The sequence below is a fragment of the Pseudomonas sp. MAG733B genome (assembly GCF_036884845.1).
Taxonomy (GTDB): Bacteria; Pseudomonadota; Gammaproteobacteria; order Pseudomonadales; family Pseudomonadaceae; genus Aquipseudomonas.
This window is the reverse complement of record NZ_CP145732.1, coordinates 3157085-3176348: the sequence shown is the minus strand read 5'-3', so window position 1 is coordinate 3176348 and position 19264 is coordinate 3157085. Positions and strand designations below refer to the sequence as shown.

Below are 19264 nucleotides of genomic sequence, written 5' to 3'. Positions count from 1 at the left end.
ACACCTCATCAGGCGGCTACTTGACCAGTCGGGTTTCCTTGGACGGCCGATAGCCGAAATAGGCGCTGTAGCACTTGCTGAAATGGCTCGGTGAAACGAAACCACAGGCAACCGAGACTTCAACGATGGTCAACGTGGTGTGCTGCAGCAGTCGGCGGGCTTCGGTGATCCGCAAGTCCATGTAATAGCGCTGGGGTGTCGTCCCCAGCTGCTCTTTGAACAGACGCTCGATCTGCCGGCGCGACCGACCGGCGTAGAGACAGAGGGCGTCCATCTCCAGCGGCTCCTCCAGATTGGCATCCATCAGGTTGACCACTTCCCTCAGCGGACCACAAACCGACACATTGAGCGTGGGTTTGATGCGCCGGTAACGCGAAGCTTCAAACGCCAGAATGTCTTCGATGCCGTCAGTCAGCGCTTTGTCGTGCAAGCCCTTGATCCACTCCAGCGCCATATAAAACGCGCCGTTTGGGCTGGACGCCGTCAGGCGGTCGCGATCGACCACAAAGGTTTCACTGGTGACCTGGGCCAGTTTGGCGATTTCCGCCAGCGCGGGACGGTGTTCCGGGTGAACCGCGCAACGATAGCCGTCGAGCAAACCAGCTCGCCCGAGGAACCAGGCGCCATTCCACACGCCAGCCAACTTGACACCCAGTTCGGCGGCACTGATCAAGAGACTGATCAGCGTATCGTCGGCCTTGAGGGCCGTGCGGTAACCACCGCAAACAACCAACAAGTCCAGGTCTTGAATCGCGGCCTGACTGAGGCAGGCATCGGGACGAATGACCAGGCCCAAGTCGCTGATCACTTCCCCTTCAGTCAACCCGAAGGTCTTCGTGGAAAACAGCTCAGGCCGCAGCAGATTGGCGGTGATAATCGTATCGAGTGCCTGGGTAAACGCCGGCAACGAGAAATGCTCCAGCAGCAAGAACCCTGCCCGGGCCTTTACTGATTGGCCTTCATGTTCATTGAGGTAGCGAAGGTTTTTACCCTTCATGGCACCGCTGAACTGACGTCGCTCTACCAACGCTCGCCTCGCTTGGTCGTGTTGATGGGGTGTGATTCAACGCCTTATTACGCGTCAAAAAAACACGCGCCTGCGGATGCTGGGCGCGCGTGCTCTGTTTACGCCTGTTGAAACCCGTGAGCAAGTGGGTCTTCCATCGACAGTAGGCTAAGGCGTTCAGCACCCAATCATTGCAAAGGCGAAAACGGCGCGGGCAAGCAGATCGTCGAGCGCATGTCGCGCAGTTGCGGGCCGGAGTTTTCCGGCGGCCAGACGCCATCGGTCACCGCCTCGGCGCGCACTCGTTGGCGCTGTTCCAATGAAGCCCACGGCCAGATATGCAGATAGCGCGGCAGTGAACCGTCGGTGGCGTAGAACGCGGCATATACCGGCGAATACTGCTCGGCGGTTCGCGGCCCGATGGCTTTGTTCCAGCCGTCGAGGGTGGGTTGCAAGCCGCTGCTGATCAGATCGTAGACGCGCAGCTCGTAGTACGGGCCATGTTTGCCTGCACTCAAAGGCTCAAGAAAGGGAAACAGTGTGTAATTTTCGATGCGCAGATCGGTGATGAACTCGTTGATGCCGAACGCCTCGCCGCTCAACAGAAAGCGCTCGCGCTCGGCTTGCCTGGTACGTTCATCTTCATAGCCGCGCAACACGGCAATCTGGTTCAACTGCCCGAGCTCCGAAGCCCAGCACCCCATCAACGTGCCGCCGACATCCGGGCTATCCAGCGCAGCCTCGATTCGCACCAGCGCATCGGCGACGGTTCGCACACGCACCGTCAAGGTAATCAGTTCAAAAAAACGCATAAAGACTCCGGCAATTATCAGCTCGGGCACAGCCTATGCCAGCGTTCGGGGTCGAGATATTGAGAGGAACAGCCGTGCGCTAGGTAATTTCTTTATCGATGGGCGCTGACCTTTCTGACTATTCACAAATCGTGGGCAATGCCTTCACTTAATGACGCTTGATGCGATATTCGCGACGAATATGCTGTTGGTACGTTGTACCCGTGATCTCGCACAAGACGAATAAAGAGCCCACTCCATGACCCGCCCAAGAACGCTCTACCAAAAGCACATCGACAGCCACACCGTTTGCGCGCTCGACGATCAGGGCCATGTGCTGCTGTACATCGATCGCCAGGTCGCCAACGAATACACCAGCCCGCAAGCCTTCAGCGGCCTGCGCGAATCGGGACGAAAAGTCTGGCGTCCGAGTGCGACGCTGGCCGTGGTCGACCATGTCAATCCAACCGCTCCCAATCGCATCGCCACGATGCCGGATGCCGGTGGCGCCCGTCAGGTGTCTTACTTCGAAGAGAACTGCCGCGATTTCGGCATCGAGCTGTTCGATGTGCTGGATAAACGCCAGGGGATCGAACACGTCGTCGCCCCCGAACAGGGCTTTATCCTGCCCGGCATGGTGGTGGCCGCCGGTGACAGCCACACCACCACTTACGGTGCCCTCGGGGCTTTTGGGTTCGGCATCGGCACGTCGGAAATCGAGCATCTGCTGGCCTCGCAAACCCTGGTCTACAAACGCCTGAAAACCATGCGCGTGACCGTCAACGGTTTGCTCGGCAGCGGCGTGACGTCCAAGGACATCATCATGGCCCTGATCGAGAAAATCGGTGCCTCGGGCGCCACCGGTTATGCGATTGAGTTCACCGGCCCGGCGATCACCGACCTCAGCGTCGAGGCGCGCATGACCATTTGCAACATGGCCGTGGAGGCTGGCGCCAGGGGCGCGTTCATGGCGCCGGATGCCAAGGTTTTTGCCTATCTGCAAGACAAACCGCGCGCGCCCAAAGGTGAGTTGTGGACCCGGGCAGTCGCTAAATGGCAGGCACTGCACAGCGATGAAGGCGCCGTGTTTGATCGCGAAGTCATCCTCGATGTCGCGGACCTGGAACCCATGGTCACTTGGGGCACCAGTCCCGATCAGGCCGCGCCGGTGGGCAGTCACGTGCCGGACCCGGCAAGCCAGCCCGACCTCATCCTGCGCCAAGGGATGCAGCGTGCCCTCGACTACATGGGCCTGACGCCCGGCATGCCGCTGAGTGATGTGGTGATCAGCCATGCCTTCATCGGTTCCTGCACCAATGCGCGCATCGAAGACTTGCGTGACGTTGCCCGCGTCGTGCGCGGCAAACGCGTTGCATCCCACGTACGGGCGATGATCGTTCCGGGTTCGACGCTGGTGCGCAATCAAGCTGAAAGCGAGGGGCTGGCGCAGATTTTCCTGGATGCCGGTTTCGAGTGGCGGCAATCGGGTTGCTCGATGTGCCTGGCGATGAACGACGACGTGCTCGCCCCCGGCGATCGTTGCGCTTCGAGTACCAATCGCAACTTTGAAGGTCGACAAGGCGCCGGTGCGCGCACCCATCTGATGAGCCCGGCCATGGTCGCGGCTGCGGCGATCACCGGGCATTTGACTGACGTCCGCTCGTTCGCTCTGGAGGCTTGAGCATGCAACCTTTCACTAACGTCAGCGGCAGCGCCGCCCCACTTCTCGCAGGCAACATCGACACCGATGTGATCATGCCCAAGCAGTTTCTCAAGGGCATTGATCGCAAGGGACTGGATCGCGGATTGTTCTTCGATGTGCGGTTTCTGCAATCAGGCGAGCCCAACCCGGATTTCATCCTCAACCAACCGGCCTGGAACGACGCCGCTTTTCTGGTTGTCGGTCCGAACTTTGGTTGCGGGTCAAGTCGTGAGCATGCGGTGTGGGGTCTCAAGCAAGTGGGGATCAGAGCCTTGATCGGCACCAGTTTTGCCGGGATCTTTTACGACAACTGCCAGCGTAACGGGGTGTTGGCGATTCAGCTGTCCGAAGCTCAGCTCAAGCAGATTGCCGATGTGGTCAGCGTCGCAACGACGGCACAGATCAGCGTCAATCTACCGGAGCAAACCCTCGAACTGGCGGACGGCAGCGTGATCCCGTTCGAAATCGATCAACTGCGCAAGCAATCGCTGTTGCTGGGGCTCGATGCCATCGGCACCACGCTGCAACGTGCGGAGCAGATTCGCCAGTTTGAAGCAAAGCATCTGGCGGAGAATCCCTGGTTGTAAAATGCTTTACCTGTAGGAGCTGCCGCAGGCTGCGATCTTTTGATATTGCTTCTTAAAAACAAGATCAAAAGATCGCAGCCTGCGGCAGCGCCTACACGAGTTCGTCATTCAACCGAGAGACCGCGAAAGTACTCTTCCAGAAACTCGACGCACACCCGCAGTTTCGCCGACTGACTGAGGCGAGTCGGATAGACCGCCCAGACATTGGCACTCTCGGTGTAGTCGTGCAGCACTTGCACCAGTCGCCCTTGCTCCAGCATCGGTCGAACGTCCCACATCGAACGCAACAGAATCCCGCCGCCGCTCAACGCCCACTCCAGAACAATCTCGCCGCTGTTGGAAGACAACGGGCCACTGACGCGCACCGATTCCTCCTGCCCATCACGGGTCAGGTTCCACACGCCAAAAGCGTTGTTGCGTTCTTTCAGCACCAAACAATCATGGTCTTTCAAATCAGCCAGCGATCGCGGCGTGCCGCGCCGCGCCAGGTACTCCGGCGTTGCACACAGCACGCGACGGTTACTCACCAGTTTGCGACCCAGATGCTGACCCGGCAGGTCATCGCCCACCCGAATCTCCAGATCGAAGCCTTCGCCGACGATATCCACCACGCGATCAAAAACGTCCAGACGAATCTCGAGTTTCGGGTAGGTCTGCGACAGTTTGCAGATCGCCGGCGCCACATGATTGCGGCCGAAACCGAAGCTGCTACAAATGTGCAACGAGCCCATGGGCTGCTGGCGTGCTTCGGAAATCTCACCGACAAAATCATCGAAATCGCCCAACAACTTCTCGGCCCACACCCGCACCCGCTCACCGTCGTCGGTTAGCGCGATGCGGCGTGTGGTGCGGTGCAACAACCGGGTCGACAGCGTGGTTTCCAGCACCGAAATGCGTTTGCTGATGTAAGCCGGCGAGTAGCCCAGCTCTTCAGCGGCGCTGGCGAAGCCATTTTTACGCACGACGGTGAGGAAAACCTTGAGGTCTTCGGGCAAGGGAAATTGATCACGATTTGTGTTCATGGGGCTCATTCAGGTGCTGTTCTCACGCTCTTTGCGAAAGATACCACCGAAGTACCCGGTAGCAACCCAAGTCTGAGCGTGCGTATTTCTTCTACCTGACACTAGCCGCTACAGTAGCGACACACTTCAAGGAATTTCCAAGCATGGATGAGTTACATCAGGGCAGTTGCCTTTGCGGCACGGTCAAATACTGCGTATCGACCGAACTGAAAGCCGTCACTCACTGCCATTGCAGCATGTGCCGAAAAAGCCATGGTGCAGCGTTCGCAACCTATGCGAGTGCTCCGGCGTCGGCGGTTTCCATCGTGGCCGGTGCGCAGATGCTCAAGGGTTATGAGTCGTCGGAAGGTGTCTTGCGTCAGTTCTGTTGCAACTGCGGTTCTTCGCTGTTCTGGTCTGACGCAAAGGGATCGTATTCGCAGTGGATGTCGATTGCCATCGCTACGCTGGACTCACCGTTCTCGCCGAAAAAGCAAAAACATGGCTGCGTCGGCTCGAAAGCGAGTTGGTACGCGATTGAAGATCGACATCCACAAACGGACTGAGTCATTCAGGGCCGACGCACCGACCTCACCCGCCCGCTACTGCCTCCGCCACAGAAAAACCGCTCGCCGCCGTCGGACTCAAGCCCCGACACGCCAATACCGGCTGGCAGTTTGAGACTTTCCAGCACTTCGCCGGTTTGCGCGTCGATGCGGCGCAGTTCGCTCTCATCGCCCTCCCCCGTGCCATGCCACAGCGAGCCTTCGACGAAGGTCACGCCCGTGACAAAGCGGTTCGATTCAATCGTTCGCAGGATCTTGCCGTTCTCCGGATCGATCTGGTGAATCTTCCGCTCGCGATACTGCCCCACCCACAACGAGCCTTCCGCCCATGTCATCCCCGAGTCGTTGCCCCCACCTGGGGCCGGAATCGTGGACATTACGCGCCCCGTCTGCGGGTCGATTTTCTGGATGCGGTCTTCGGCGATCTGGAACAGATGCTTGCCATCGAAGGCGGTGCCGGCATGGGCGGCGACATCGATGAAGCGCAATGTCTTTCCGCTTTCCGGATCGAGGGCATTGAGTTTTTCGCCACTGGCAAACCACACCTGCTGACCGTCCCAAGTCAGGCCGTGCACAGTGTCGACACCTTCAAAAGGCCCATACTCACGGAGAATTTCAGCGGCTGACTGTTTCATCTTGGTGTTCCTCGAAAGGGGTTGGTGGCGTTCATCCTAGCCACCGGGCAGCGGAACCGGGAGTAACAAGGTCGTCGCGAAACCGGGCACCGGCGGCGTCATCCAGCGCCGTGCCCGGCCATGCCCGAACGACTGCACCTTGCCTTTGGCTGCCAGCATTTCGAGCGCCCGTTGCACGCTGCGCTGGCTGTTACCCAGCGCCAGCGCGAGCGCCGAGCTCGACCACGACTCACCGTCGCCGAGCATGGCAAACACCGAGGCAAATTTTTCTTCGACCGGTGGCGTCAGCAGCACAACTTCGGGTGAAACCTGCGTGACCAGCGCAAACCCGCGCTTGGTTGCGATCACATTGGCCAAGGGTTTGAGTGCCGCGCGCAATCGGCCGATTTCCACCCGAAGCCGGGCGCGATGGGACTCGTCGCTGAGCTTCAAACGAAAGGCCCTGGCGATGAGGGTTTCCCTCGGCACATCGGCTGGCCAGGCTTCGGCCAAGGTCCGCGCGAGGGTGAATAAAACCGGACGCTTCGACAGGGAGACCGACATGCCCGCACCACGCACGACGTATCGACAGGCATCGACCACCAGCGACGTCGAGGCCAGCAACGCTTCCACTTCATCGAGCAATAAGGGTCGCGATTCTCCATTGCTCATCAAGTGTGCGGCGGGGCTATTGAGCATCTGCACTGCGCTTTCCACTTCCGCTACCAGCGCGGGAATGCCGGATTGCTGCGCGGCAAGTTCGGCTCTGGCGAGGGCGGCCCGCGCCGCTTGCGATTGCAGGTGACGCATGGCGATGCCGGCCGCCACCAGTTCATGGGTCGCGCGCAGTGGCGCAGGTAATGTGGCCGGGTCAAGTTGAGCGAGTTTTTCCTGCGCCTGATCGAGGTGCCCGATCAGCAACAGGCGGCGGATATCCAGATACCGCGCATGGGCCGCGTTCGCCCAATCGCCGTGAGCCTCCAGTGTGATCCGCGCCGCGTCGAGCGCTTTCACCGGCCAGCCGAGGTCTCGTGAAGCCAATGCGATCTCCGCTTCGGCGACGATGCAGCGTGCCCGCGCGACCGTTTCTTTCGGCCCGAACGCCCGCGCCGCGCGACGAACCAACGCCTTGGCCCGCACCAGATCACCCAGTTGCGCCATGGCGATACCGCGCAGTGCCAGCGCCGGCGCATCGTCGCGCAAGGCGACCCGGTCCAGCGCGCCGAGCGGATCACCGGCCGCCAGCGCCTGAGCGGCGGCGGTGATCAGCGAGTCCATCGCAGTCCTGCCATGGAGTGCACTCCTTCGATTTGATACCCGTGTTTAGTCTAATTCACGACTATTGACCAGCAATGCGCCGTCGGTTCGTGGATGCAAAACACGCTCAGAAGGAAGATATTGCCTAATCGAACACCTCCCAAGCCAGGAGTAACGCCATGAACACCTACCAGCCCATGAACTGCGACCTGTACGACTATCTTGAGATCGCCTGCATGCGCGGTTATCGACTGGATATCGAACTGAAGGACGGCGCTCGTCTGGAGGCCAAGGCGCTGACCACGCGGACCTCCGCCGACAAGGAAGAATTCCTCAGCCTTGAAACGGCTGATGGCGAACAGGAGATCCGTCTGGATCAACTGCTGGCCATCACGCCGCTAGACGCCGATGCGCAGTTCGGCCGGGTGGTGTTCACCGATGCAGTCTGCACGTTCTGAGGCTGGGATCAGACCAGCGACATGCCGCCGTCCACGTGCATTTCGATGCCGTTGACGAACGAACTGTCGCTGGATGCCAGGTACAGCGCCGCTTGCGCCAGTTCATCGGCCTCGCCCAGTCGACCGGCAGGAATCATGTCCGCCATCATTTGCTCAAAGCCGGGGCGATCTGCTTCTGAAACGCCGAGTTTGCCGATGATTGCGGTATCCACCGGGCCGGGGCTCAGTACGTTGACGCGTATGCGCCGCGCGCGCAGTTCCAGCGCCCAATTGCGCGCAAATGCGGCGATGGCCGCTTTTGAGCCGGCGTACACCGCATGCCCGTCGAGCACTTTGGTCGCGGCCAGGGAACTGGTCAGGATGATGCTGGCCCCATCGCGCAGCAACGGCACGATCGACTGCACACCGAAGAACACACCACGGGTGTTGATGTTGAATTGCGCGTCGAACTCCTCTGGCGTCACTTGATGTGAGGGCGTCAGCGTGATGACCCCGGCATTCGCCATGTAGATGTCCAACACACCGAAACGCTCCCGAACTTGCTCGGCAACCTCGGCATGATGCTCGAGGCTGGCGACATCGCCCTTGATGCCAATCGCGCCGTGGCCGATGTAGCGCACGGCTTCGTCCAGCACCTCTTGCCGACGCGCCGTGATAATCACCTGCGCCCCCTCTTTGGCGAACAGGCACGCCGCGGCCAGGCCAATGCCGCTGTTGCCGCCGGTGATCACCGCGACCTTTCCTTGAAGACGTTGCATTTGCTGACTCCGCTTGTTGAAGGAGCGCAGTATTATGTCGCGCGTCCCAGCGCCAACCAGTCCAGAAAAAGGCACATCTGTTGTGCTTCGGAGTCACAAGATGCCCAGCCTGTTGAACCAGTCGGCCAGCCTGATTGCCTTTATCCGCGCGGTGGAAGCCGGGTCGTTCAGTGCCGCGGCGCGCAACGCCGGGACCACGCCTTCGGCGATTTCCAAAAGCATCGCCCGACTGGAAACGGAGCTGAACGCCAAGCTGTTTCGCCGCTCCACGCGGATGCTCAGCCTCACGCCCGAGGGTCAGGCATTTTTCGAGCGCGTAGCGCCGCTGCTGCAGGCGATCGATGACTCCGCCGATGCGCTGCGCCACACCGGTGGCGCGCGCGGTCACCTGCGAGTCAGCATGCCCAGCGACCTCGGACGATTGCTGATGCCGAGGATCCATTCGGTGTTCCTCACCGATCATCCGGACGTGGAGCTGGACCTGACCTTGGTCGATCACCACGTGGACCTGATTCGTGAAGGCTACGACGTGATTTTTCGCGGCGGCAGCCTCACCGACAGCGACTTGAAAAGCCGCACACTCGCGCAGCTCGACATGGCGCTGGTCGCGTCCCCGGCATTCCTCGGCGAATGGGGCACCCCAAGCACAATCGAGGAACTGCGCGCTCTGCCCTTCGCGCGCTATCAACTGAAGGGTCGAACCTTGCCCATCGTCTTTGCCGACGGTGAAACCCTGGTGCCCCGTGGCCGCATCGGCCTCGACTCGGGATTCGGCCTGCGTGCCGCCGCGCTTGGCCACATGGGTGTCGCCTACCTGATGAAATGTACGGTGCAACAAGACCTGGATTCAGGGGCGTTGGTGCAAGTGCTTGCCGATCATCGGCTGCCTTCGCTGGCGATTCATTCGCTGCATGCCTTTGGCGCATTGACGCCGATCCGGATCAAACTGTTTGCGGATTTTGTGCAGCAGGAGTTGTATCGCCTGGGTGGACAATCCACGCTAAGTCATACGATCTCTTAACGTATCTTCATCGAGCACCGCTTGCGACAAGCCCTTAAATGAAGCCTTCAACCTTGTCCATCCTCGCCAAATGCGCTAAAACCCTACCTAGTTGTACGACAACATAATAAAAACTCACCGCCATGCTTTAGGGTGGCGCACTTGGATTTGAGACTCTGCCATGACCCAACCGACCTCTCGGCAAGAAGCGCACGCGCCCTTCCCTCGCCACCTCGCCGTACTGATTTTGTTGTGCATGGGCTGCGCCTTCGCCGGTAACCATGTGGCGGCGCGAGTGGCGTTCGATGACGGCGCCGGCGTGTTGCTGGCGATTCTGATGCGTTCGGGCGGGACGTTATTGGTATTGGCCGCGTTGGTCCTTTGGCAACGCCAGTCTCTGCGCCTGCCGTCGGGCGCCTGGCGTTGGCAGTTGCTGTTGGGCTTGCTGATCGCCACCCAAAGCCTGTGCCTGTACTCGGCTGTTGCCCGAGTGCCGGTGGCACTGGCGCTGCTGGTGGCCAACGTGTTCCCCATCCTGTTGGCGTTGCTCACCTGGGCACTGGGCGGCGCGCGACCCACTGCACGCACTGCCGCATTGATGGGCCTGATTCTGCTGGGGCTGGTGTTTGTACTGGATGTTCCGGGCCGCCTCGCAGACAACGCCAGCGTCGGACCGCAATGGTGGCTGGGCGTGACCCTGGCCTTCTGCGCCGCCAGTGTGTTTGCCTGTGCGCTGTGGATTACCGATCACAAACTGTCTGAGGTACGTGGCTCGGTCCGCAGCTTGCTGACGATCTTCATCGTGTTCAGCAGCATCAACCTCGCCGGCATGACCGGCGCCATTCCCGGCGGCTTGAACCTGCCAGCGACCCAAACCGGCTGGCTGGCACTGGCGACGCTGGTCGTCCTGTACGGCACTGGTTTTATCGTGCTGTTCATTTCCGTGCCGCGCCTGGACATGCCACGCAACGCCCCGGTGATGAACATCGAACCGCTGGCCACGCTGCTGATGGGCTGGCTCGTGCTCGACCAGATGCTCAGCGCCGGTCAGGTAATGGGAGGTGTGATCGTGGTGACCGGTATCGTGCTGCTGACGTACCGCAAGGCCGCCTCCCCATCAGGTGTGACGCGTCCCGCCAGCGCCCGGAGCCGAGCGTCATCCTGACGTTGAAAACAGTTATCCAACCGTAAAAAAACAAGCCCCGAGCCTTAACGGCTCGGGGCTTTTTACTGCTCTGCGTTGCGAACCTTATCTGGTGAAAGACTCAGGCATCGACCTTTTCCACGGTCAAGGCATCCACAGAAGGGGCGCTGGCCGACAACCAGTTCTTCCGGTCAGCCAGTGGCCAACGAGCGTTGTAAAACCAGGTCAGGACGGCGCCGTCCGAATCGCGAACCAAGCGATTGCCCTCAAATTTCCAGGCGACGGCGTAATTCCAGTACGACATGTAGAGCAGGTTCCAAAGACTCTCGTAGGACACCCAGTCGCCCTGCTCATCCTGTAAATAGATTTTGCCGTCGGTGTGGGTGTAAGGCTTGAGAACCGCCGCCCTCGACCCGGGTACGCAGTAGTTCTGGTAAGCCATTGCGTCGCCACCGTTGCGGCACAACCACTGGCCGCCGATGTCCTTGCCCGGCAGGCTGATCTTGATCTTGAAAGGGTTGCCCCACGCGCTGGTGCTTTTCAGATCAGGTTGGTCCTGGCGGGAAACAGTGCCCACAGGTGCAGCCAGTGGCGCGAGGTTTTTTGGATCGAGTGATTCGTTCACAGTTGTATCTCCGATAGTGCCGGGCAAGCCGGCGAGGCTCATGCGTCAGTACCCGCTCGATATGGACTACGGAGCACAACTGCGTTGCTCGACCACTTGGCGCGAGATCCAGACTTCTTCCAACAAAGCGTGGGGAGGCTAGTGGACGGCCCGTGCATCCGCCACTCCGGTCAGGTCGAAAATGGCGGATCAATCACAGTTTCCCTGCTGAATTTCTGCCCGCTGAAACTAACGCCTTGATAAACAAGGAACAGGCGAAAAGTCTTTCGCGCAGCAGCAAACGAAACCGGAGATTGCAGCACCCGTCATCCCAAAGGTAGTATTGAGAACGACTCTCACTAACATCTGGAAAGACAACCGGTGCAACCTCCCTCGACCAGCAAGCTGAGTTTCTTTTTCAGCGATCACCACCGTTGGCTGCTGCAGCATATCCAGCGACGGCTGCGCAATCATGCGGATGCCGAGGACACTGCCGCCGATACGTTCTGCCAGATGCTGATGGCCCGGGTCGATCCCGACAGCATCGAACAACCTCGAGCTTACCTCTCGACCATCGCCCGTCGGCTCATCTTCGACCGGCATCGTCGGCGAAAACTGGAGTTGGCGTATCTGGAACGCCTGTCTACCTTGTCCGAAATGGTGGCGCCTTCGCCGGAAGAGCAATTGCAACTGATCGAGGCGCTGGTGGCCATTGACCGGGCGCTGGATGGTTTGCCGATGGTGGTCAAGGCGACCTTCCTCTACAGCCAACTGGACGGCATGAGTTACGTGGCCATCGCCGGCAAACTGGGCCTGTCGGAACGCACGGTCAGCCGCTACATGAAACAAGCGTTGCGCCAGTGCTATCTGAGCGAGATGGCGCCATGAGCACGCCGCGCCTGGACCCTGTCAGCGAGCAGGCCATCGACTGGATGGTGCGTCTGCGCGCCGGTACGCCCACCGCCGCGATGCAGGAACGTTTTAATGCCTGGCTGGCCATGGACCCTGCGCACGTCCAGGCTTGGGCACGTTTGCAGGAACGCCTCGGTGGTTCGTTCAATACGGTTCGTGCCCTCGATCGACGCTTGCCGGGCCAGAGCGAGCACGCACGGCAGATTCTCTTGCAGCCTCACGCTTCGCGGCGTGATGCGCTGCGGGTGATCGCCGGTCTTGGTCTGCTTGGAGGCGGTATGTGGATTGGTGCGCGCAGCCCGCTGGGCGACTCGTTGCTTGCTGATCTGCACACCGGGCGCGGGCAACGCGAAAGTTTCAATCTGGCCGACGGCAGCCGCCTGAGCCTGAATGCCGACAGCGCGGTGGATCTGCATTTCGACGACCAGCAAAGGCTGGTCATCCTGCGTCGGGGCGAGTTGGTCATTCAGGTGGCGCCCGATCCCCGACGCCCCCTGCGCGTGCGCACCGCCCAGGGCGAAGTGCGCGCATTGGGTACGCGTTTTCTGGTGTCCCAGGAGCAAGACGCCAGTCGCGTGGTGGTGCTGGAACATTCCGTCGAGGCCAGGCTCTTTGATGGCACTCAACGTGTCTTGCAGGAAGGCCAATCGGCCCTGCTCTACGCGCGGCGCATCGAACCTGTCAGCGGCGATCAGCAACATCGCGCCGACTGGCTCAGCGGCCGTCTCAACGTGTTGGACGAACCGCTGGAAAATGTCGTGCAAGCCTTGCGTCCCTACAGCCGTGGATTTGTGCGCGTATCCCCTGAAGTCCGCGACTTGCGGGTCCAGGGCGTATTTCCCCTCAATGACCCCGCCCGGACTTTCGCGGCGCTGGCGGAAACCCTGCCGATCCGGGTCGATCACTACAGTCCGTGGCTGACGTTGATCCGGGCAAAAACACCCAAACAATAATTTTTTTTGAAAATGACTCTTATTTGTGTCCGGTTTTCATTTCTCATCCCACCTATCTCCTGACACTTACACCTTCAGGAGAATGCTGTGTTCAACCCGTGGTCCCACTCGCTTTCCGTCGCCGTTGCCCTGGCAGCCCTGGCCGGCCCTACCCTGGCGCAGGCGCAAACCCTGCCCTTCAACCTGCCCGCCGGCCCGCTCGCCAGCACGCTGAATGCCATCGCCAGCCAGAGCGGGCACATCGTCTCGCTGGAGCCTTCGCTGGTACAGGGCAAACAGGCACCGGCGGTCATCGGCCAGTTGTCCCCTGAAGAAGCCATGCAAAAAGCGCTGAGCGGCAGCGGCCTGCAACTGCGAGTGACCGAACAGGGCAACTTCAGCGTCGAGCCGGCCACGACCAACACCGCTGCGCTGCAACTGGGCGCGACCAACATCATCGAAAACAGCGCCGACGCCACCACCGAAGGCTCGGGTTCTTACGCGGCCAAAGCGGTGACGATCGGCAAGGGCACCCATACCCTCAAGGAAATTCCGCAGTCGGTCACGGTGATGACGCGCAAACAGATGGACGACCAGAACCTGGTCGATCTCAAAGATGCGGTCAACCAGACCACCGGCCTGGTCGGCGTTCAGGGCGTCGGCAAAGGCCTGATCGTGACCTCGCGCGGTTTCCAGATCGATGACTGGCAGTACGACGGCGTGCCGATCCCGCGCAACACCTATGCGTTGGGTAACTGGGCCACACAGGACCTGATTTTCTTCGATCGCATGGAAGTGCTGCGCGGTGCGTCCGGCCTGCTTCAAGGCACCGGCAGCCCCGGCGGCGCGATCAACCTGGTACGCAAGCGCGGCCAGAACGCCCCGACCGTGACCGTCACCGGCAAGGCCGGTTCCTGGGATCACTACGGCCTGCAAGTGGATGCCGGTGGCCCGCTGAACCAGACCGGAACCGTGCGTGGCCGCTTCGTTGCCGACGAGGACCAGAGCCAATCCTTCATCGACTACGAATGGAGCAAGACACACTCGTTGTACGGAGCACTGGACATCGATCTTCGTGAAGACACCACCCTGGGCCTGGCGGTCAGTCAATCCAACGGCGAATCGCGCCCGATGATCCGCGGTCTGCCTCGCTATGCCGACGGTTCGCCAGTGGATGTGTCGCGTTCAACTTACACCGGCGCACGCTGGAACCATTCGGACATCGATGTCAACACGGTCTATGCCGATCTCGAACACCGCTTCAACGACGACTGGGCTTTCAAGGTCGGCGCCGTGCGCATGACCGAAGACAACAAGGCAAAAAACCAGCGCGTGCAAAGTGCCGGCGATGGCCTGGAAGCCGATGGCAGCGGCGTGCAATACGCCGACTTCGTGACTGACTTCGATTCGACCAAGCTTGGCCTGGACATGAACCTCGTCGGCCACTTCGACGCCTTATCCATGCAGCATGAAGTGATGCTGGGCGGTAACTATTCCAAATACACCTCGGACGACCGCTTCGCCCGGACCTTCAACAACAGCAATGACACGATCTTCGGCATCAACCACAACCGCCCGGAAATCAGCTACGACAGTTTGATCAATACCGCCGGTGGTCGTGGTACGCCGAGTAAATACGATATCCGCCAAAAAGGCCTGTACGGCAGTTGGCGAGTCAAGCCGATCGAGCCGTTGACTCTGGTGCTCGGCTCGCGGGTAAGCTGGTACGACTACAGTTACAAGTCATGGACCCAGGCCGCGTTCAGCGACATTGCCACCGCCAATCCGAAAAGCACCGCCAACGAAACCGGAGAAGTCACGCCCTACGCCGGGATCGTCTACGACCTGAACCGTGAGTGGGCGGTGTATGCCAGCTACACCGACGTGTTCGAACCACAAACAGTGCGCGACTCGAGCGGCTCGGTGCTCAAACCGGTGATCGGCAGCAACTACGAAATCGGCCTCAAGGGTGAGCTGATGGATGGCCGGGTCAACACGTCCCTGGCGGTGTTCCGTTACGACCAGGAGAACCGCGCGGTCAACGACCTGGCTTCGGGTTTTGCCTGCGACGGTTCGTACTGCTCGACGGCCTCGGGCAAGGTTCGCAGCCAGGGGATCGATGCTGAAATCAGCGGCGAAGTGCTCACCGGTCTGCAACTGTTCGCCGGCTACACCTACAACACCACCAAGTACCTGGATGACCCGGTCAACGAAGGCAAAGTCTTCAGCACCTGGACGCCCAAGCACATGCTGCGGGTCTGGAGCGATTACCAGTTCAGCGGCGACTGGAGTCGCGTCAGCACCGGCTTGGGCTTCACCACTCAAAGCCATACGCTGGGTTACGAGCACACCTTCGAGGTACCGGGTTACACCGTGTGGAATGCGCGGGTCGGCTACCAGCTCACGCCGGAAATCGGCCTGGCACTGAACGCCAACAACCTGTTCGACAAGCATTACTACACGGCGGGATACAACCAGCTCGACGGCAACAACAACTTCGGCGACCCGCGCAATTTGATGTTCAGCGTGAAGTACACGCCGGAGTTTTGATACTGGGCTCGACAGGTTAAACGCAGATCCAATGTGGGAGCGGGCTTGCTCGCGAAGGCGGAGTATCAGTCGACTTCACCGTGACTGACACTCCGCCTTCGCGAGCAAGCCCGCTCCCACAAGGGTTTTGTGGAGTTGGAGATTTATTTATCCGATTTGATCGCCGTCCACACCCGCGTCCGCACCCGTTCAAGCTTCTGTGGCAACGGCTGCACCACATAAAGGGTGGCCAGTGCCTCACTGGTCGGCGTCAGGTTGGGGTTGCCGGTGATGTCCTTGTTGATCAACGACAGCGAGTCCTTGTTGGCATTCGGATAGCCGAGGAAGTCGCTGATCGGCGCGATCACTTTCGGGTCCATCAAGTTGTTGAGGAACTCGTTGGCCTCTTCGACGTTCTTCGCGCTTTTCGGAATGGCGAACGTGTCGAACCAGATCGGCGCACCCTCCTTTGGCAAACGCCAGTCGACGACCACGCCGTTGCCGGCTTCTTTGGCGCGGTTGCCGAACTGGTAGAAGCTGCCGGAGTAACCGATGGCCACGCAGATATCGCCGTTGGCGATGTCGGTCATGTACTTGGCGGAGTTGAAGTAGGTGACATAAGGCCGAATCTTCAGCATCAATGCCTTGGCTTTTTCGTAGTCATCCGGGTTCTGGCTGTTCGGGTCCAGCCCCAGGTAATGCAGGGCCAGCGGCAGGATTTCCGAAGGCGAGTCGAGCATCGCCACGCCGCAGGATTTGAGCTTTTCCATGTTCTCGGGCTTGAACACCAGGTCCCAACTGTCCACCGGTGCATTCTCGCCTAACGCTGCCTTGACCTTCGCCGGGTTGAAACCGATCAGCACGGTGCCGTACATGTAAGGCACGCCGTACTGGTTACCGGGGTCGTTGGCGTCGAGCAACTTGAGCAGCGCCGGGTCCTGATGCTTCCAGTTAGGCAGCTTGGACTTGTCGAGTTTCTGGAATACACCGGCCTTGATCTGGGTTTCGATGAACTGATTCGATGGCACCACCAGGTCGTAACCCGAGTTGCCGGTCAGCAGCTTGGCTTCCAGCGATTCATTGGTGTCGAAGGTATCCCAGGTCACTTTGATGCCGGTTTGCGTGGCGAAGTCCTTGGGCACGGACGGCAGGATGTAGTCCGCCCAGTTGTAGACCCTCAGTTCGCGCTGTTCGGCGTGCACCGCGCTGGCCAGCAGCGTCAGCCCACAAACCGTGGCGCCCAGAATGCGTTTCATAGTGTCCATGGATCAGTTCCCCAATGTCAGCTCTTTGGTTTTTTTTAGTGTCTGTACACGGCAGTGGCCCTGGAAACGGCCAGGGCAAGGAAGCAAAGATCTGGTTTTGGATTCGGTCGGTGCTGACAAATCAGCAATCCAGTTTCGATTCTTGCTGACAGGCTAGACGGTTCCCAGCGTGTGATCGGCCAAAAGGGGATCGATATGGCCATTATCCGTGTCCGGATGTATCGGCAAGGGCGGCGCCCTGCTCCGCCTTAGTGCAAAATACGCAGCCAAGGTTGAAATCCGAATTCCGTCGCGCAAGGCTGTGCAACGAGTACCGTTATGAAATCCATTTTTGAGAGAGCCGGTGGTAACCGCATGATTGAAGTCACCGAAGTTTCCATTGCCCAACTGCGCGCCGCGCTCGAATCCGGCCAGACCACATCGGTAGAGCTGGTCCAGGCCTACCTCGCGCGGATCGACGCCTACGACGGCGCCGACACCCCGACCGCCTTGAATGCAGTGGTGGTGCGCAACCCGGATGCGCTCAAGGAAGCGCAGGCCTGCGATGCCCGTCGGGCCAAGGGCGAGACGCTGGGGCCGCTCGATGGCATCCCTTACACGGCCAAGGACAGTTACCTGGTCAAGGGCCTGACCGCCGCTTCGGGCAGTCCCGCTTTCAAAGACCTGATTGCCTACCGCGATGCATTCACCATCGAACGGCTGCGTGGTGCCGGCGCCATTTGCCTGGGCAAGACCAACATGCCGCCCATGGCCAACGGCGGCATGCAGCGCGGGGTCTACGGCCGCGCCGAGAGCCCGTACAACGCCAGTTACCTCACCGCGCCGTTCGCCTCGGGTTCATCCAACGGTGCAGGAACGGCCACCGCGGCCAGTTTCGCAGCGTTCGGTCTGGCCGAGGAAACCTGGTCGAGCGGTCGCGGCCCGGCGTCGAACAATGGTTTGTGCGCCTACACGCCTTCGCGCGGGGTGATCTCGGTGCGCGGCAACTGGCCGCTGACGCCGACCATGGACGTGGTGGTGCCGTTTGCCCGGACCATGGCCGACCTGCTCGAAGTGCTGGATGTGGTGGTCGCTGAAGATTCCGATACGCGAGGCGATCTGTGGCGCCTGCAACCCTGGGTGCCGATTCCGAGCGTCGCCTCGGTGCGCCCCGCTTCCTATTTAGAGCTGGCGGCAAAACCCGATGCCCTGGCCGGTAAACGCCTCGGCGTGCCTCGCATGTACATCAACGCCGACGCCGAGGCGGGCACGTCGGATGCACCAGGTATCGGTGGCCCGACGGGGCAACGCATCAACACGCGTCCCTCGGTGATCGACCTTTGGAAACAAGCGCGCAAGGCTCTCGAAGCTGCCGGCGCCGAAGTGATCGAAGTGGATTTCCCGCTGGTGTCCAATTGCGAAGGCGATCGTCCCGGTGCGCCGACCGTGTTCAATCGCGGGATCGTCTCCAAGGAATTCCTCCATCACGAGTTGTGGGACCTGACCGCGTGGGCGTTCGATGATTTCCTGCAGGCCAACGGCGATCCGAAACTGAACCGTCTGGTCGACGTCGACGGCCCGCTGATTTTCCCTCACGACCCGGGCACGCTGCCCAACCGCGAAGGCGATCTGGCTGCCGGCATGGACGAGTACGTGAAGATGGCCGAACGCGGCATCACGCCGTGGGACCAGATCAGCACGGTGCCCGATGGTCTGCGTGGGCTTGAGCAAACACGCAAGCTCGATCTGGAAGACTGGATGGATCGGCTCGGCCTGAACGCGGTGCTGTTCCCGACCGTCGCCGACGTTGGCCCGGCGGATGCCGATGTCAATCCGGCGTCTGCGGACATCGCCTGGAGCAATGGGGTCTGGGTGGCCAACGGCAACCTCGCCATCCGCCACCTGGGCGTGCCGACAGTCACGGTACCCATGGGCATCATGGCGGACATCGGCATGCCGGTCGGCCTGACCTTCGCCGGCCGCGCCTATGACGACTCGGCGCTGCTGCGTTTTGCCGCGGCGTTCGAGGCGACGGGGAGCAAGCGATTGATTCCGCTGCGTACTCCGCCGTTGGCTGGCAAGTAATAGCGGTGACTGTCAGCCGACATTGATGCTGGATATGATGACCCCTTCGCGAGCAAGCCCGCTCCCACAGTTTT

The 19264-nt window shown here is 60.4% G+C and carries 18 protein-coding genes; 10 read left to right on the top strand and 8 right to left on the bottom strand.

Annotated elements, in window-relative coordinates; translation table 11 throughout:
- Window positions 1-16: 16 nt before the first annotated feature.
- Both V6Z53_RS14760 and V6Z53_RS14755 read right to left on the bottom strand, forming a co-directional pair.
- Window positions 17-1027 (bottom strand): GlxA family transcriptional regulator, encoded by a 1011-nt coding sequence (locus V6Z53_RS14760; RefSeq protein ID WP_338586264.1) that lies wholly within the window; start codon window positions 1025-1027, stop codon window positions 17-19.
- Between the two features lie 167 nt (window positions 1028-1194).
- Entirely contained in the window at window positions 1195-1818 is a 624-nt protein-coding gene (locus V6Z53_RS14755; protein WP_338586263.1) for an NIPSNAP family protein, read from the bottom strand.
- Window positions 1819-2056: 238 nt separating this feature from the next.
- Between V6Z53_RS14755 and leuC the strand changes: the two genes are divergently transcribed.
- Window positions 2057-3478, top strand: a complete 1422-nt coding sequence (gene leuC, locus V6Z53_RS14750; protein WP_338586261.1) for a 3-isopropylmalate dehydratase large subunit — start codon at window positions 2057-2059, stop codon at window positions 3476-3478.
- A 2-nt stretch (window positions 3479-3480) separates the two neighbouring features.
- The gene (leuD, locus tag V6Z53_RS14745) at window positions 3481-4086 is read left to right on the top strand and encodes a 3-isopropylmalate dehydratase small subunit (protein ID WP_338586260.1); all 606 of its coding nucleotides are present in this window, start codon (window positions 3481-3483) and stop codon (window positions 4084-4086) included.
- A 104-nt stretch (window positions 4087-4190) separates the two neighbouring features.
- Here the strand turns inward: leuD and V6Z53_RS14740 are convergent, their stop codons facing one another.
- Entirely contained in the window at window positions 4191-5108 is a 918-nt protein-coding gene (locus tag V6Z53_RS14740) for a LysR substrate-binding domain-containing protein (RefSeq protein ID WP_338586258.1), read from the bottom strand.
- A gap of 143 nt (window positions 5109-5251) precedes the next feature.
- On the opposite strand from V6Z53_RS14740, the gene V6Z53_RS14735 reads away from it, so the two are divergent.
- The gene (locus V6Z53_RS14735) at window positions 5252-5653 is read left to right on the top strand and encodes a GFA family protein (protein WP_338586257.1); all 402 of its coding nucleotides are present in this window, start codon (window positions 5252-5254) and stop codon (window positions 5651-5653) included.
- Between the two features lie 5 nt (window positions 5654-5658).
- Here the strand turns inward: V6Z53_RS14735 and V6Z53_RS14730 are convergent, their stop codons facing one another.
- Window positions 5659-6288, bottom strand: a complete 630-nt coding sequence (locus V6Z53_RS14730; protein ID WP_338586256.1) for a glutaminyl-peptide cyclotransferase — start codon at window positions 6286-6288, stop codon at window positions 5659-5661.
- A gap of 36 nt (window positions 6289-6324) precedes the next feature.
- Complete coding sequence (locus V6Z53_RS14725; protein ID WP_338586255.1) at window positions 6325-7545, bottom strand: helix-turn-helix domain-containing protein; 1221 nt, start codon at window positions 7543-7545, stop codon at window positions 6325-6327.
- A gap of 158 nt (window positions 7546-7703) precedes the next feature.
- Between V6Z53_RS14725 and V6Z53_RS14720 the strand changes: the two genes are divergently transcribed.
- Window positions 7704-7982, top strand: a complete 279-nt coding sequence (locus tag V6Z53_RS14720; protein ID WP_338586253.1) for a Rho-binding antiterminator — start codon at window positions 7704-7706, stop codon at window positions 7980-7982.
- Window positions 7983-7990: 8 nt separating this feature from the next.
- Here the strand turns inward: V6Z53_RS14720 and V6Z53_RS14715 are convergent, their stop codons facing one another.
- On the bottom strand, window positions 7991-8740 hold the full coding sequence (locus V6Z53_RS14715; protein WP_338586252.1) for an SDR family oxidoreductase: 750 nt from the start codon (window positions 8738-8740) through the stop codon (window positions 7991-7993).
- 100 nt (window positions 8741-8840) lie between these two features.
- On the opposite strand from V6Z53_RS14715, the gene V6Z53_RS14710 reads away from it, so the two are divergent.
- Both V6Z53_RS14710 and V6Z53_RS14705 read left to right on the top strand, forming a co-directional pair.
- Window positions 8841-9761: a LysR family transcriptional regulator gene (locus V6Z53_RS14710; protein ID WP_338586251.1), complete on the top strand. Its 921-nt coding sequence runs from the start codon at window positions 8841-8843 to the stop codon at window positions 9759-9761.
- Window positions 9762-9921: 160 nt separating this feature from the next.
- Window positions 9922-10905 (top strand): DMT family transporter, encoded by a 984-nt coding sequence (locus V6Z53_RS14705; protein WP_338586250.1) that lies wholly within the window; start codon window positions 9922-9924, stop codon window positions 10903-10905.
- Window positions 10906-11005: 100 nt separating this feature from the next.
- On the opposite strand, the gene V6Z53_RS14700 is transcribed toward V6Z53_RS14705, so the two are convergent.
- Complete coding sequence (locus V6Z53_RS14700; protein ID WP_338586249.1) at window positions 11006-11509, bottom strand: hypothetical protein; 504 nt, start codon at window positions 11507-11509, stop codon at window positions 11006-11008.
- A 360-nt stretch (window positions 11510-11869) separates the two neighbouring features.
- Here V6Z53_RS14700 and V6Z53_RS14695 point away from each other — a divergent pair, with 360 nt between their 5' ends.
- The 3 genes from V6Z53_RS14695 to V6Z53_RS14685 all read left to right on the top strand — a co-directional run bounded on the left by V6Z53_RS14695 (window position 11870) and on the right by V6Z53_RS14685 (window position 15882).
- Window positions 11870-12376, top strand: coding sequence for a sigma-70 family RNA polymerase sigma factor (locus tag V6Z53_RS14695; RefSeq protein WP_338586248.1), 507 nt, complete (start codon window positions 11870-11872; stop codon window positions 12374-12376).
- Entirely contained in the window at window positions 12373-13353 is a 981-nt protein-coding gene (locus V6Z53_RS14690) for a FecR family protein (RefSeq protein ID WP_338586247.1), read from the top strand. Before V6Z53_RS14695 ends, V6Z53_RS14690 begins: the two co-directional genes overlap by 4 nt.
- A gap of 87 nt (window positions 13354-13440) precedes the next feature.
- Window positions 13441-15882, top strand: coding sequence for a TonB-dependent siderophore receptor (locus V6Z53_RS14685; protein WP_338586246.1), 2442 nt, complete (start codon window positions 13441-13443; stop codon window positions 15880-15882).
- A gap of 143 nt (window positions 15883-16025) precedes the next feature.
- On the opposite strand, the gene V6Z53_RS14680 is transcribed toward V6Z53_RS14685, so the two are convergent.
- A complete protein-coding gene (locus tag V6Z53_RS14680; RefSeq protein ID WP_338586245.1) occupies window positions 16026-17126 on the bottom strand; it encodes a polyamine ABC transporter substrate-binding protein in 1101 nt (366 codons plus the stop codon).
- A 354-nt stretch (window positions 17127-17480) separates the two neighbouring features.
- Here V6Z53_RS14680 and V6Z53_RS14675 point away from each other — a divergent pair, with 354 nt between their 5' ends.
- Window positions 17481-19190 (top strand): amidase, encoded by a 1710-nt coding sequence (locus V6Z53_RS14675; protein WP_338586495.1) that lies wholly within the window; start codon window positions 17481-17483, stop codon window positions 19188-19190.
- The last annotated feature ends 74 nt before the right edge of the window (window positions 19191-19264 follow it).

Coding starts and splice junctions, on each gene's coding strand:
- V6Z53_RS14690 (WP_338586247.1), top strand. CDS start 12,373: ATGAGCACGCCGCGCCTGGACCCTGTCAGCGAGCAGGCCATCGACTGG.
- leuD (WP_338586260.1), top strand. CDS start 3,481: ATGCAACCTTTCACTAACGTCAGCGGCAGCGCCGCCCCACTTCTCGCA.
- V6Z53_RS14680 (WP_338586245.1), bottom strand. CDS start 17,126: ATGGACACTATGAAACGCATTCTGGGCGCCACGGTTTGTGGGCTGACG.
- V6Z53_RS14715 (WP_338586252.1), bottom strand. CDS start 8,740: ATGCAACGTCTTCAAGGAAAGGTCGCGGTGATCACCGGCGGCAACAGC.
- V6Z53_RS14720 (WP_338586253.1), top strand. CDS start 7,704: ATGAACACCTACCAGCCCATGAACTGCGACCTGTACGACTATCTTGAG.
- V6Z53_RS14740 (WP_338586258.1), bottom strand. CDS start 5,108: ATGAACACAAATCGTGATCAATTTCCCTTGCCCGAAGACCTCAAGGTT.
- V6Z53_RS14710 (WP_338586251.1), top strand. CDS start 8,841: ATGCCCAGCCTGTTGAACCAGTCGGCCAGCCTGATTGCCTTTATCCGC.
- V6Z53_RS14730 (WP_338586256.1), bottom strand. CDS start 6,288: ATGAAACAGTCAGCCGCTGAAATTCTCCGTGAGTATGGGCCTTTTGAA.
- V6Z53_RS14675 (WP_338586495.1), top strand. CDS start 17,481: ATGATTGAAGTCACCGAAGTTTCCATTGCCCAACTGCGCGCCGCGCTC.
- V6Z53_RS14725 (WP_338586255.1), bottom strand. CDS start 7,545: ATGGACTCGCTGATCACCGCCGCCGCTCAGGCGCTGGCGGCCGGTGAT.
- V6Z53_RS14735 (WP_338586257.1), top strand. CDS start 5,252: ATGGATGAGTTACATCAGGGCAGTTGCCTTTGCGGCACGGTCAAATAC.
- V6Z53_RS14705 (WP_338586250.1), top strand. CDS start 9,922: ATGACCCAACCGACCTCTCGGCAAGAAGCGCACGCGCCCTTCCCTCGC.
- V6Z53_RS14755 (WP_338586263.1), bottom strand. CDS start 1,818: ATGCGTTTTTTTGAACTGATTACCTTGACGGTGCGTGTGCGAACCGTC.
- leuC (WP_338586261.1), top strand. CDS start 2,057: ATGACCCGCCCAAGAACGCTCTACCAAAAGCACATCGACAGCCACACC.